Origin of the sequence: Xanthomonas sp. NCPPB 3569 (assembly GCF_041475645.2) — a bacterium.
Lineage (GTDB): Bacteria > Pseudomonadota > Gammaproteobacteria > Xanthomonadales > Xanthomonadaceae > Xanthomonas > Xanthomonas phaseoli.
Genome location: NZ_CM192969.1, coordinates 3,562,580 through 3,575,439, shown reverse-complemented (window position 1 = coordinate 3,575,439; position 12,860 = coordinate 3,562,580). Strand labels below are relative to the sequence as shown.

11 protein-coding genes are annotated in these 12,860 nt (G+C 65.0%); 8 read left to right on the top strand and 3 right to left on the bottom strand.

Going from position 1 to position 12,860, the window contains the following annotated elements; genetic code table 11:
• Positions 1 to 44: 44 nt before the first annotated feature.
• The gene (locus ACCQ03_RS15580) at positions 45 to 2,717 is read right to left on the bottom strand and encodes a TonB-dependent receptor (protein WP_209225507.1); all 2,673 of its coding nucleotides are present in this window, start codon (positions 2,715 to 2,717) and stop codon (positions 45 to 47) included.
• Between the two features lie 721 nt (positions 2,718 to 3,438).
• On the opposite strand from ACCQ03_RS15580, the gene ACCQ03_RS15575 reads away from it, so the two are divergent.
• A complete protein-coding gene (locus ACCQ03_RS15575) occupies positions 3,439 to 4,437 on the top strand; it encodes a glucokinase family protein (RefSeq protein ID WP_170922406.1) in 999 nt (332 codons plus the stop codon).
• 478 nt (positions 4,438 to 4,915) lie between these two features.
• Here the strand turns inward: ACCQ03_RS15575 and ACCQ03_RS15570 are convergent, their stop codons facing one another.
• On the bottom strand, positions 4,916 to 5,650 hold the full coding sequence (locus tag ACCQ03_RS15570) for a 16S rRNA (uracil(1498)-N(3))-methyltransferase (RefSeq protein WP_057679790.1): 735 nt from the start codon (positions 5,648 to 5,650) through the stop codon (positions 4,916 to 4,918).
• Positions 5,641 to 7,059, bottom strand: coding sequence for an adenosylmethionine--8-amino-7-oxononanoate transaminase (bioA, locus tag ACCQ03_RS15565; RefSeq protein ID WP_057679791.1), 1,419 nt, complete (start codon positions 7,057 to 7,059; stop codon positions 5,641 to 5,643). The genes ACCQ03_RS15570 and bioA overlap by 10 nt, the downstream gene beginning before the upstream one ends.
• Before the next feature lie 41 nt (positions 7,060 to 7,100).
• Here bioA and nudE point away from each other — a divergent pair, with 41 nt between their 5' ends.
• The 7 genes from nudE (at position 7,101) to gcvT (ending at position 12,838) form a co-directional block, all read left to right on the top strand.
• Positions 7,101 to 7,649, top strand: coding sequence for an ADP compounds hydrolase NudE (gene nudE / locus ACCQ03_RS15560; RefSeq protein ID WP_057679792.1), 549 nt, complete (start codon positions 7,101 to 7,103; stop codon positions 7,647 to 7,649).
• Positions 7,646 to 8,446: a 3'(2'),5'-bisphosphate nucleotidase CysQ gene (gene cysQ, locus ACCQ03_RS15555; protein WP_008572065.1), complete on the top strand. Its 801-nt coding sequence runs from the start codon at positions 7,646 to 7,648 to the stop codon at positions 8,444 to 8,446. The genes nudE and cysQ overlap by 4 nt, the downstream gene beginning before the upstream one ends.
• Before the next feature lie 188 nt (positions 8,447 to 8,634).
• Positions 8,635 to 9,663, top strand: coding sequence for a nucleoside triphosphate pyrophosphohydrolase (gene mazG, locus ACCQ03_RS15550; protein ID WP_150146710.1), 1,029 nt, complete (start codon positions 8,635 to 8,637; stop codon positions 9,661 to 9,663).
• The gene (locus tag ACCQ03_RS15545; RefSeq protein ID WP_017157878.1) at positions 9,660 to 9,995 is read left to right on the top strand and encodes a YnfA family protein; all 336 of its coding nucleotides are present in this window, start codon (positions 9,660 to 9,662) and stop codon (positions 9,993 to 9,995) included. The genes mazG and ACCQ03_RS15545 overlap by 4 nt, the downstream gene beginning before the upstream one ends.
• Positions 9,996 to 10,153: 158 nt before the next feature.
• Positions 10,154 to 11,116 (top strand): SPFH domain-containing protein, encoded by a 963-nt coding sequence (locus ACCQ03_RS15540; RefSeq protein WP_150146707.1) that lies wholly within the window; start codon positions 10,154 to 10,156, stop codon positions 11,114 to 11,116.
• Between the two features lie 3 nt (positions 11,117 to 11,119).
• Positions 11,120 to 11,554: an NfeD family protein gene (locus ACCQ03_RS15535; protein ID WP_039571997.1), complete on the top strand. Its 435-nt coding sequence runs from the start codon at positions 11,120 to 11,122 to the stop codon at positions 11,552 to 11,554.
• 174 nt (positions 11,555 to 11,728) lie between these two features.
• Positions 11,729 to 12,838, top strand: a complete 1,110-nt coding sequence (gcvT, locus tag ACCQ03_RS15530; protein WP_209225505.1) for a glycine cleavage system aminomethyltransferase GcvT — start codon at positions 11,729 to 11,731, stop codon at positions 12,836 to 12,838.
• Positions 12,839 to 12,860: the final 22 nt, after the last annotated feature.

Sequence of the window (12,860 nt, the reverse complement as noted above, 5' to 3'; positions counted from 1 at the left end):
AAAAGCGCGCCACCGTGGAGGGTCGGTGGCGCGCCTGTGCCACATCAGAACTTGAAGTTCAGCTGGGCCTGGTAGCCGCGGCCGTTCTTGTAGAACGCCGTCGGGGTGTCCCTGGTTCCGCTGTACAAGCGGTAGGGGGAATCCAGCAGGTTGGTGGCGTCGAAGGTGAGACCCATGTAGTCGGTGATCTGATACGAGGCGGTCAAATCCAGCTGCTTGTAGCTGTCCGCGAAGTCTTCCGAGCCCAGGCGTCCGATCTGGGTGAAGTACTTGGAGCGGTAGCTGTAGTTCACGCGCACTGTCCAGTCGCCGTGTTCCCAATACGGAATCACGTTGTAGGTGTCGCGCGACAGGTAGGGCAGGTTCAAGCCGGTGCTCGCATCGGATTTGGCAAACGTGTAGTTCGCCTGCAAGCCGAAACCGAGGCCGAACGCCTGCTGGTAGTTGATCGATGCGCCCTTGACCTTTGCATCGGAAACGTTGACCGGCGTGGTCACCTGGTAGACGCCCGCCACTGCCGGCGGCGCCGGATTGAGCTGCTGGCTGACCGTGGTGTTGACGATGTAGGAGCTGATGTCGCGATAGAACACTTCACCGGACAGCATGCTGGATGGCGCGAAATACCATTCGGCAGCCAGATCGTAGTTGGTGGATTCGTATGGTTTCAGATCCGGGTTACCACCGTTGGCGGTCAGGTTGCCGTTGCCGCTGTTGATGGTGAACGAACCGGCCAGATCGGCATAACGCGGACGTGCGATGACCTTGGCAGCGGAGAAGCGCAGCACGGTATCGTCGGTGACGTCATAGGCGATGTTGAAGCTCGGCAGCGCCTTGCGGTAGTCGTTGGTCTCGGCAACACGGCTGAAGGTGGTGCCGCCGTCCTGGCTCTGCCAGTACTCGGACTTGTCGGTGGTATCAACCAGACGCACGCCAACGTTACCGCGCCACTTGCCGGTCTCGTAGTTCAACTGCGTGTAGAAGTTCTGCGTGATTTCCTTCACGTCGAACGAGGAGCCGAAGTCGGTACGGTACGGACCCTGCGGCTGCGACAGCAGATAGTTGCGGACCGAACTCAGGCTGGCGGTCGGCCAGGTGGTCAGGTCGCCACTTGCACCCAGGCCGTCGTAAAGACCGCTCGGGGTGGTGCCCGGGTTGAACTGGGTCAGCGACACCGGATCGGTGGTGTTGATGCGGTTGCCGCGTGCGTCTACACCATTGTTATGGTTGATGTACTTGTAGCCGAACAGCAGCTTGGTGAACGGGCCAACCGCCAGGTCGCGTGCGGCATCCCACTGGAAATATTTCTCTTCGTCCTTGCTCTTCTGATAGAAGATGCCGCCCGCCTGCGTGGCGCTGGCATCTTGCGAACCCGGTGCAAGGCCTGCCGGCGAGCCGGGCAGCGTCCAGTTCGATGCACCACCATTGGCGTAATTGACTGCGGTGTGCGAACCGTCGAAGTCGTAGTTGTAGCCGCCATCGGTCATCAAAAACTTCATCAGGTATTCGGGGTTCTTGCCGCCCGTTGCCTGGGTGTCGCCAACCTGGGTGGTGAACACCCACTTTTCACCCGACCAGTCGTGACGCAGGTTCAGGCTCTTGGTGGTCACGGTGCTCTCGCGATAGTTCGCATCCAGCTGCGCGTATGGCTGATCGTTGACGCCACCGCGGGTGTTGTCCGATACCGTGGCCGAGGACACCACGCCGTTCTCGACGTTGGCGCTGGTGATCTTCTGGATGTCGTTGTTACAGGCCGGGCAGACGTAACGCGATTCGCTGAAGTTGTTGTACTTGCCCTTGATGTACAGACCGGTCAGGTTGAATTCGTTCTGGTCGTTCGGCTTCCACTGCAACGCACCTTGCACGCCGCTGCGTTCGCGGGTCTGCTGGAAGAATGCGCTGTTGATACCGGCCGGTACGCGCGCGGTGGCCACATCGCTGCCATCGCCGGTGATGGTGGCGGTCGGCGGAATGTTGGCGCCGGTGGTGTAGCCGAAGTATTCGATACCGGCGCGCGCCAGGTCCTGCTTGTCGTGCGTGGCCGAAATCAACGCGCCGAAGGTCTCGTCGTCGTTCTTCCAGCTCCACAGCGCCGAACCGCGCGGATTGCCTTCTTCGGAGCGGTCGTTGTAGTTGTAGCCGATCGAGCCGCGGATGGTGTTCTTGGGCAGGTCCAGCGGCTTGCGGGTGTGCACGATCACGGTGCCGCCGATCGAGCCTTCGTCGATGCGCGCTTCGGGGGTCTTGTAGACCTCCATCAGGCCGATGATTTCCGGCGACAGCAGCGTGTAGTTGAAGGTGCGGCCGCTGGTGTCGGTCGGGTTGCCGCCCCAATCGCCCGAGGCGATGGTCTGGCCATTGAGCAGCACGCGGTTCAATGCCGGGTCGGTGCCGTTGATGCTGACCTTTTCGCCTTCGCCGAACTGGCGGTCGACGCTGATACCCGGAAGATGCGATAGCGATTCGGCCGCATTGACGTCCGGGAACTTGCCGATGTCTTCGGCGCTGATCGCATCGACGATGGAGTTGGCCGAGCGCTTGACCGCCTGGCTCTTCTCCAGCGACGCGCGGTAGCCGGTGACGGTGATGGTATCCAGCTCGGTGGTGGCCGACGGCGTGCTGGCCGGGGCTTGTTGTTCTTGTCCGGCAGCCATTGCAGAGCCGGAGCAGTACAGAGCGGCGGTGATACAGAGTGCTAACGTCGTGGTGCGGCTGTGCATGGCTAAACCTCATTGGTTAGTGCTGTGAGCGCGCTGCCCTGCAGTAGGACGCAACGCGCTCGGCGTGGCCGGCAAAACAACACGCCCTGACCGATCGCGGTGATTGCGCTGGCACGCTTCTTTCGAAGCAGTAGTGCAGGCGATTCGCGTGGTGAAGGAGGTGTCCCCCGTGTGGTGAAGCGGTGGAGCTAAACGCACATCAGCGAGCGGGAACGTCTGGCGACGCACGACTCGCGAATCTGGAATGCCAGGCGAGGGAATGCCCGTTCTTCAGTACCGAACAGTCCATGGCCCCTCCTGCCAGAACTCCGATTTGAATCGAGTCTCGCGTAGCGCTGACAGCGTTGTCAACACGTCGTCACAGATCTCTGATGTGGCTGCGATTGCGCTGCAATGCAGCATTTCCGGGCGAAAGCGAACGCTGCGCTGCAGCATTTTGCGCAATGCGCTTTGCGAACGCGACTGCTACCATCGGCGCGTACTATCGTAAATATCGAAACGACACTGGTTCGCTCTGGAGTTGTGCAGGAATCGCCATTACGCCTGCGGATTTTTGGCGAATGATGCGCGTCGTTCCACCTGGGACGAGTCGCGGTTGATACGGTTGCGTTACGAGGCGATTGCTGACAACGTTGTCTACCCGTTTGCCGTTCGTCGGAGAACGGGCCACGCCGCCAGCCGCCGGCACTGATCAGGAGAATGCGTGAGCGCAAGCAGTCCAATGGAAGCGGTGGCCTTTCCGCGCCCCGAAACCTTCGTTGCCGCCGATGTGGGCGGGACGCATGTGCGCCTGGCGCTGGTATGCGAAAGCAATGACGCAGGCAAGCCGGTCACGGTGCTGGACTACCGCAAATACCGCTGCGCCGACTATCCAGGCCTTGCCGACATCATGGCCGCGTTCTTCGCAGAACTGGGGTGTGCGCCAGTACGCCGGGGCGTGATCGCCAGCGCCGGCTATGCGCTGGAAGACGGCAGCGTGATCACCACCAATCTGCCCTGGGTGCTGGCGCCGGAGCAGATTCGCCGCCAGCTCGGCATGCAGGCCCTGCATCTGGTCAACGATTTCGAAGCGGTCGCCTATGCGGCCAATTACATGATCGGCAACCAGGTCATGCAATTGTCTGGCCCGGCGCAAGGTGCCGCAGGCCCGGCCTTGGTGCTTGGTCCGGGCACGGGCCTGGGCGCGGCGCTGTGGATCCCCAACGGTGCCGATCCGGTGGTGCTGCCCACCGAAGCCGGCCACGCTGCACTGGCGCCGGCCAGCGATCTGGAAATGGCGCTGCTGCAGGAACTGCGGCGCACGCGCACCCACGTGGGTACCGAAACGCTGTTGTCCGGCCCAGGCCTGTTGAATCTCTACACCGCGCTGGCTGCGTTGCGCGGCGACCCCGTGCTGCACGCCAGCCCGGCCGATATCACCGCGGCCGCAATGGCCGGCAATGATGGATTGGCGCACGACGCTCTGCAGGCGTTTTGCGGCTTTATGGGTAGCGTGGTCGGCGACCTGATGCTGCTGTATGGCGTGCGCAGTGGCGTCTATCTGGCTGGCGGGTTCCTGCCGCAAATCGCCACCTTCATTGCCGCTAGCGATTTTGTCGCGCGCCTGCTCGACAAGGGCGCCTTGCGTCCCGCGCTGGAACAGGTGCCGGTGAGCATCGTCGAGCACGGCCAGCTTGGCGTCATCGGCGCGGCCAGCTGGTTCCTGCAGCACGGCCGCTGAGCGTTTGCACATCGGCAGGTGCAGCAATCCGGCTGCACCAGATCGATCACCTCCGCACCCGTAGGAGTGCACCCGGGCGCGATGAGGGGTTACCGATAAACGCCCTGTCGCGCCCCGGTGCGCTCCTACGAGACAGCGCGGGTGTCAGGCCGGGACGCGGTGGACGGAGCCGTCAACATGCAAGGGGCGACGCTATGCCGAGCAAATTCCCGCATCCCCGTAGGAGCGCACCCGGGCGCGATGAGGCCTTACCGATAAACGCCCTGTCGCGCCCAGGTGCGCTCCTACGAGACAGCGCGGGTGTCAGGTCGGGACGCGGTGGACGGAGCCGTCAGCATGCAAGGGGCGACGCTATGCCGAGCAAAGCCCGCATCCCCGTAGGAGCGTACCCGGACCCGTAGGAGCGCACCCGGGCGCGATGAGGCTTTACCGATAAACGCCCGGCCGCGCCCCGGTGCGCTCCTACAGTGTCATGGCGCTACAGGTCCCCGAACCGCGACTGCAGCGCCGCAATCGCCGCCAGCCCCGCCGTTTCGGTGCGCAGAATGCGTGGCCCCAGCTGCAGGCCGCTGAAGCCCGCCTCGGTAAGCAGCGCGCGATCGCGCGGCGACCAGCCGCCTTCCGGCCCGATCGCCACGACGATGTGTTGCTGGACGCTCGATGCCAACGTGCCCAGGCGATGCTCGCCCTGTGGGTCCAGCGTCAGCCGTAACGCATGCGCATCGCTGGCCTGCGCCGCGTCCTGCAAGCCCTGCGGCGCGGCCACGCTGGGGAGACGTGCACGGCCGGATTGCTCGCAGGCCGACACCACCACGCTACGCCAGTGCGCCACGCGTTTTTCGGTACGCGCCGCATCGAGCTTGACCTCGGTACGCTCGGCGATCACCGGTACGATCGCCGCAACGCCCAGCTCGGTGGCCTTCTGCAAAATTAGGTCCATCTTCTCGCCGCGCGCGATGCCTTGCATCAAGGTGATGCGCAGCGGCGATTCGTTGGAGAGCGGCTCGACGCGTTCTACCAGCGCACGTGCATCGCGCTTGCCCGCCACGGTGATGCGTGCGTGGTAGTCGCTGCCGTCGCCGTTGAACAGGATGCAGGCATCGCCCTCGCGCAGCCGCAGTACCCGCAGCAGGTGATTGGCCGACTCTTCCGGCAATGTCACTTCCTGGTCGCAGTGCATCGGCAGCGCGACATGCGAACGGGTCAGGCGCATGCCATCGCCTCCGTGATGGCATGCCGGGTGGTTTCGGCCAGCAACGCAAGCTGCGCCTCGTCCACGCAATACGGCGGCATCCAGTACAGCACGTCGCCGAGCGGGCGCAGCACCACGCCTTTTTCGAGCGCCGCGCGATACGCCTTCAGGCCGACGCGTGCGGCAGACGCAAATGGCGTGCGCTTGTCGCCGCCCTGGGTCAGCTCGAACGCCACGATCATGCCGGCCTGGCGCACGTCCGCCACGGCCGGATGTTCGCCGATCTGCGCAGCAAGCTCGCGCATGCGCGCGGCGATGGGTCTGTTGCGCGCGATCACGTCGTCGTCTGCGAAGATCTTCAAGGTCGCCAGCGCCGCCGCACATGCCAGCGGGTTGCCGGTGTAGCTGTGCGAATGCAGGAACGCACGCTCGCGCGAATCGTCCAGAAACGCGTCGTACAACTGCTGCGTGGCCAGCACCGCCGACAGCGGCATGAAGCCGCCGGTCAGCCCCTTCGAGAGGCATAGCAGGTCGGGCATCACGCCGGTCTGTTCGCAGGCGAACAAGGTGCCGGTACGGCCGAAACCGGTGGCGATCTCGTCGGCGATCAAGAATGCGCCATGGGCATCGCACAATTCGCGCGCGCGGCGCAGATACGCCGGGTGGTACATGCGCATCCCGCCCGCGCATTGCACGCGCGGCTCCAGGATCAGCGCACAGATTTCGCCGGGCGAGCGTTCGAACAGGGCCTGCAACGCATCGGCTGCCTGCAGCGCATGGTCTTCGGCGCTTTGCCCCGGCTCGGCCAGGTAGGCATCGGGCGAGGGCGTGAACATCGCCTCCAGCAGCAGCGGCGCATACACGCGCCGGTATAGCGGAATATCGCCAACCGACAGCGCGCCGATGGTCTCGCCGTGGTAACCATTCTCCAGTGCGATGAACCGTGTCCGCCGGTGGTCGCCGCGATTGTGGAAGTAATGAAAGGCCATCTTCAGCGCCACCTCCACGCCCGCCGATCCGTTGTCGGCGTAGAACACCTTGGACAACGGTGCACGCCCGGCCTGGCGCGGCGCGATCGCCAGCAACTGCTCGGCCAGTTGCACGGCCGGCGGATGCGTGAAGCCGGCCAGCATCACCTGTTCCAGTTCACCGGCCTGGCGCGCGATGGCCGCGCCGATGCGCGGTTCGGTATGACCGAACAGGTTGGTCCACCAGCTGCTCCCCGCGTCCAGGTAGCGGCGGCCGTCATGGCCGACCAGCCATGCGCCTTCGCCACGCGCGATCGGCACCAGCGGCAGCGTATGCGGGTGCTCACGCATCTGCGTGCAGGGGTGCCACACCACCGCAAGATCGCGTTGCCGCCAATGTTCGGCAGTTTGTGCGGCTGCAGGGTCTGCTAGGATTTCGGGTTCATGGACATGTCGATGCATCCGCCTATTCTATCGGCCCGCTTTGCGGCTGCGTGCAACGCATGAGCTCGCGTCTGCCGATCATCCACAAGATCACCGATCTGGGCGACGGGCCGTTCCGTCGGCAGCAGCTGGATCTGGAATTTTCCAACGGGCAGCGCCGCATCTACGAACGCCAACTCAGCCAGGGACACGGCGCCGTGGTGGTGGTGCCCATGCTCGATGCGCAAACCGTGCTGCTGGTGCGCGAATATGCCGCTGGCGTGCACCGCTACGAACTCGGTCTGGTCAAGGGCCGCATCGACGCCGGCGAAACACCCGAGCAGGCCGCCGACCGCGAGCTCAAGGAAGAAGCCGGCTATGGCGCACGCCAGGTACAGGTGCTGCGCGCGATGACGCTCGCTCCTACTTATATGAGTCACCAATCCTGGTTGGTGCTGGCACGCGACCTCTACCCCGAGCGCCTGGTTGGCGATGAGCCGGAAGAGATGGACGTGGTGCCGTGGCCGATCGCTCGTCTGGACGAATTGATGCTGCGCGAAGATTTCTCCGAAGGCCGCTCGCTGGCCGCCTTGTTCATTGCGCGCGAATGGCTGGAGCGCACTCCATGATCCGCATCCCGATGGAGCTGCGCGAAACCGTGATCGCCATCGCGCGCGATGCCGGCGCGGCAATCATGGAGGTCTATGCCCAGGACTTTTCGGTGGAGATCAAGGACGACGCCAGCCCGCTGACCCAAGCCGACCTGGCGGCCAACCGCGTCATCGTCGAAGGCTTGCGCCGTGTCACCCCGGATGTGCCGGTGCTGTCGGAAGAGTCTGCGCACGTGGCCTGGGAACAGCGCCAGTACTGGACCAGTTACTGGTTGGTCGATCCGCTCGATGGCACCCGCGAATTCGTCAAGCGCAATGGCGAGTTCAGCGTCAACATCGCACTCATCCATATGGGCGCACCGGTGCTGGGAGTGGTGCAGGCGCCGGTCGACGGGCGGGTCTGGTACGCCGCGCGCGGCGAGAATGCCTTCCGCCGCGATGGCGACCGCGATGAGATGCTGCACACGCGCACCCCGGCCGCCACGCCGTTGCGGGTGGCGGCCAGCCGCTCGCATCGCGACGCGCGTACCGCCGCCGCGCTGGAGCGGATGGGCGAGATCGACGTGGTCGCGCAAGGGTCGTCGTTGAAGTTCTGCCGCATCGCCGAAGGTGACCTGGACGTGTATCCCCGCTTCGGTCCCACTTCCGAGTGGGACACCGCCGCCGGCCAGTGCGTGCTGCATGCGGCCGGTGGCGTATTGCTGGCCGGCGCCAGCGGCAAACCGTTCCGCTACAACCGCCGCGACACCTTGCTCAACGGCGACTTCATTGCACTGGGCGACCCCAATCTGCCCTGGCGCGATTGGCTGGCCTGAGCGGCATGCGCGCCGTCTTGGCGACGGCATGGCTGCGCAAGGCCCTGACGCACTGAAAGGTACACTCCGGTATCCCCGTACGCGCTTGCGTGCGGCGCGTTGTTGCGGTGTGCAACGGCCGCGTACATCGCTTGCGTCGCGTGGCGCATGCGCAGGCGGCGCACTCACTCAGGTTCCAGGAATACACGATGTCTCAGACCCCATCCACCGGCGATATCCAGCAGCTGTTGCACTTGATGGCGCGCCTGCGCGATCGCGAAAATGGCTGTCCCTGGGATGTGCAGCAGACCTTCGCCAGCATCGCGCCGTACACCATCGAAGAAGCCTACGAGGTGGCCGATGCGATCGACCGCAACGATCTGGCTGGCCTGCGCGACGAGTTGGGCGACCTGTTGCTGCAGGTGGTCTTCCATTCGCAAATGGCGGCCGAGCAGGGGGCGTTTACATTCGCCGACGTGGTCGCCACGCTCAGCGACAAGCTCATACGTCGCCATCCGCATGTGTTCGCCGCGCAACCGGCGCCCGATGCGCAGGCGGTAAGCGCCAGCTGGGAGCAGATCAAGCGCGACGAGCGCCGCGCCGCAGGCAATCGGGACGACTCCGCACTTGCCGGCATCGCGCGCGGGCTGCCGGAATGGCAGCGCTCCACCAAGCTGCAGTCGCGTGCGGCGCGCGTGGGGTTCGATTGGCCCGGCCCGATGCCGGTGCTGGAAAAACTGCAGGAAGAAATCGACGAGCTGCGCGTGGAATTCGCCCGCGGCCCGGTGGCCGACAATCAAACCCGGCTGGAAGACGAATTGGGCGATGTGTTGTTTGTCTGCGCCAATCTGGCGCGCCATGCCAAGGTGGATGTCGGCGCCGCGTTGCGGCACGCCAACCTGAAATTCGAACGTCGCTTTCGTGCGATGGAAGCGCAGGCGCGCACTGCCGGTACGTCGCTGGACGCGTTGTCGCTGGGCGAGCAGGAAGCGTTGTGGCAACAGGTCAAGCGGGAGGAGCGCAGCGGCGATGTGCCGGCCGTCGACAGTTCCGCAGGCGACGCATCGGCCTCGGGCGCCCCGCTTTCCCACGCACCGCCTGTGGACAGCCCTGCCAGCCGTCACCCGTCCGTCGGCGGTGAGGCTTCCCGCAGTGCAGTGCGGTATCAAACCGGCCACGATGGCGCCGACGCCGACGCCGACGCCGACGCCGACGCCGATACGCCGCGCCCCGCATGACGATCGCGCCGACCACGCTCCTGCTGTTCGCCGCGACGGCGCTCGCCGAGTTGGTCGGTTGCTACCTTCCTTATCTCTGGCTGCGCAAAGGGGGCAGCGCGTGGTTGCTGCTGCCCACTGCGCTGAGCCTTGCCGTCTTCGTCTGGCTGTTGAGCTTGCATCCGGAAGCGAGCGGTCGCGTGTACGCGGCCTATGGCGGGGTCTATATCGCCAGCGCGCTGCTATGGTTGTGGTGGGTGGATGGCGTAACGCCGACGCGCTGGGATCTGCTCGGCGCCGCCTGTTGCCTGCTCGGCATGGCGGTCATCATGTTCTCGCCGCGTAGCGCCTGACTGCGTTTGCATGCATGCGCGTACGTTGCCTGTCTTGCGGCAGCGGCCGGCTGCAGCGGCTGTGCCCGGGCCCGCCCTGCACGTGGCCGGCATTGGTCGCCGGGAGCGCTGAGGCATACTCACGCAAGGATAGATCCACGACTTGCAAGGGGCTGCACATGTTTCCGACTTCGTTTCTCGCCATCGCCGTGTTGGTTGCCGGCGTCGTTGTCCTGTTCAAAACCGTGCGCATGGTGCCGCAGGGCTACCAATGGACGGTGGAGCACTTCGGCCGCTACACCCACACCATGAGCCCTGGGCTGCACTTCCTGGTGCCGGTGGTCTACGGCGTGGGGCGCAAGATCAACATGATGGAGCAGGTGCTGGATGTCCCCAGCCAGGACGTCATCACGAAGGACAACGCAGTGGTGCGCGTGGACGGAGTGGTGTTCTTCCAGGTGCTGGATGCGGCCAAGGCCGCATACGAAGTGTCCAATCTGGAGATCGCCTCGATCGCGCTGGTGCAAACCAATATCCGCACCGTGATCGGGTCGATGGATCTGGACGAGTCGCTCAGCCAGCGCGAAACCATCAATGCGCAGCTGCTCAGCGTAGTCGACCAGGCCACCAATCCATGGGGCATCAAGGTCACGCGCATCGAGATTCGCGACATTCAGCCGCCGCGCGACCTGATCGATTCGATGGCGCGGCAGATGAAAGCCGAGCGCGAAAAGCGTGCCCAGATCCTCGAAGCCGAAGGCTCGCGTCAATCGGAAATCCTGCGCGCCGATGGCGAGAAGCAGGCCGCCGTGCTCGAGGCCGAAGGCCGCAAGGAAGCCGCCTTCCGCGATGCCGAAGCGCGCGAACGTCTGGCCGAGGCCGAGGCACGCGCGACGCAGATGGTGTCCGACGCCATCGCCAACGGCAGCGTGCAGGCGATCAACTATTTCGTCGCACAGAAGTATGTGGAAGCGTTCAAGGCGCTGGCCACCGCACCCAACCAGAAATTCGTGCTGATGCCGATGGAGTCCAGCGGCATCATCGGCTCCATCGCCGGGATCGCCGAGCTGGCCAAGGAGGCGGCCGGCAAGCCCGACGCGCCCGTGCGCGTACCGCCGATGCCGCCGCGCGCGGGAGCCTGAGCCATGCGCTGGGACGTGGCGGTCTGGGCAGTGCTGGCGCTGCTGCTGATTGCGGCCGAGACCCTGGTGCCGGGTGCCTTCCTGTTGTGGATGGGGATCGCTGCCGCAGCGGTGTGCTTATTGGTGCTGGTGTTGCCGGACATCGCGTTGCTGTGGCAGATCGTGGCATTCGTGCTGCTCAGCTTCGTCTCGGTGCAGGTGTATCGCACCTGGTTCCGCGGCAAGGGCCGACAGAGCGATCGCCCGCTGCTCAATCGGCGTGCCGAGCAGTTGATCGGCCGTTGCGTGCCGCTCGATCAGGCCATCCACGATGGTCGCGGCCGGGCCAAGGTCGATGATGCGTTCTGGGTGGTGGCCGGCCCGGATCTGCCGGCCGGCACGCCGGTGCGCATCGTCGGCGTCGATGGCATGACCTTGCTGGTGCAGCCGGCCGGTTGATGTACGCGGGCAGGGCTTGGCACTGCGGTGCCGACCTCGGCATTGTTGCAGCGCGGCGTAGCATCGCGTTGCGCCAGCGCTTGCAAGCAGCGCAACCACGCAGCGGCATGTACGCCGTTCCCCCAAGCGTGACAGGACGGCGATAATGGCCGTCTTTCCCTTGGAACGGCGCACATGACCCAGAAGACCATCCTCAACGACACCCATCGTGCGCTTGGCGCCAAGATGGTCGACTTCGGCGGCTGGGACATGCCGATCCATTACGGCTCGCAACTGGACGAGCACCACCAGGTGCGCCGCGACGCCGGCATGTTCGACGTCAGCCACATGACGGTGGTCGATCTGCACGGCGCGCGCGTGCGCGAGTTCCTGCGCTACCTGCTCGCCAACTCGGTGGACAAGCTCAAGGTCGCCGGCAAGGCGCTGTACACCTGCATGCTCAATCCGCAGGGTGGGGTGATCGACGACCTCATCGTCTACTACATGACGGAAGACTTCTTCCGTCTGGTGGTCAACGCCGCCACCCGCGAAAAGGACCTGCAGTGGATCGGCGAGCAGGCTGCACGCTTCGACGTGCGGGTGGAAGAGCGCAGCGACTTCGCGATGATTGCCGTGCAAGGTCCCAACGCGCGCACCAAGGTCATCGACCTGCTCGACCCGGCCGACACCGCAGCGGCGAGCAAGCTCGGCCGTTTCGCCGCGCTGCAGACGCGTTCGCGCGATGGCATTGATTTGTTCCTCGCGCGCACCGGCTACACCGGCGAAGACGGTTTCGAGATCGTGTTGCCGCAGCAGGCCGCCGTCGCATTCTGGAATGCGTTGCTCGCGCAGGGCGTCAAGCCCGCAGGCCTGGGTGCACGCGACACCCTGCGTCTGGAAGCGGGCATGAATCTCTATGGGCAGGACATGGACGATGGCGTCACCCCTTACGAGGCCGGGCTGGCCTGGACGATCGCCCTGGACGAAGGACGCGACTTCATCGGTCGCAGCGTGCTCGAATCGCAAAAGGCGCAGGGCGCACCGCGTCAGCTGATCGGTGTGGTGATGGACGAGAAGGGCGTGTTGCGGCACGGCCAGACCGTGCTCACCGCCAGTGGCGAAGGCGAGATCCTGTCCGGAACGTTCTCGCCCACGCTGGGCAAGGCGATCGCCTTCGCGCGTGTGCCGGCCGGCAGCATCGAGCAGCTGCGGGTGGACATCCGCGGCAAGCAGGTGCCGCTGCGCGCAGTGAAGTTTCCGTTCGTGCGCGATGGCCAGGCACAGCCCGGCGTGCTCGGCGACTGACTCGTGTAGCGCCGCGTATTGC

Excerpts from the sequence above, each read along its gene's own strand:
- ACCQ03_RS15580 (WP_209225507.1), bottom strand. The coding sequence starts at position 2,717 with ATGCACAGCCGCACCACGACGTTAGCACTCTGTATCACCGCCGCTCTG.
- ACCQ03_RS15575 (WP_170922406.1), top strand. The coding sequence starts at position 3,439 with ATGGAAGCGGTGGCCTTTCCGCGCCCCGAAACCTTCGTTGCCGCCGAT.
- ACCQ03_RS15570 (WP_057679790.1), bottom strand. The coding sequence starts at position 5,650 with ATGCGCCTGACCCGTTCGCATGTCGCGCTGCCGATGCACTGCGACCAG.
- bioA (WP_057679791.1), bottom strand. The coding sequence starts at position 7,059 with ATGCATCGACATGTCCATGAACCCGAAATCCTAGCAGACCCTGCAGCC.
- nudE (WP_057679792.1), top strand. The coding sequence starts at position 7,101 with ATGAGCTCGCGTCTGCCGATCATCCACAAGATCACCGATCTGGGCGAC.
- cysQ (WP_008572065.1), top strand. The coding sequence starts at position 7,646 with ATGATCCGCATCCCGATGGAGCTGCGCGAAACCGTGATCGCCATCGCG.
- mazG (WP_150146710.1), top strand. The coding sequence starts at position 8,635 with ATGTCTCAGACCCCATCCACCGGCGATATCCAGCAGCTGTTGCACTTG.
- ACCQ03_RS15545 (WP_017157878.1), top strand. The coding sequence starts at position 9,660 with ATGACGATCGCGCCGACCACGCTCCTGCTGTTCGCCGCGACGGCGCTC.
- ACCQ03_RS15540 (WP_150146707.1), top strand. The coding sequence starts at position 10,154 with ATGTTTCCGACTTCGTTTCTCGCCATCGCCGTGTTGGTTGCCGGCGTC.
- ACCQ03_RS15535 (WP_039571997.1), top strand. The coding sequence starts at position 11,120 with ATGCGCTGGGACGTGGCGGTCTGGGCAGTGCTGGCGCTGCTGCTGATT.
- gcvT (WP_209225505.1), top strand. The coding sequence starts at position 11,729 with ATGACCCAGAAGACCATCCTCAACGACACCCATCGTGCGCTTGGCGCC.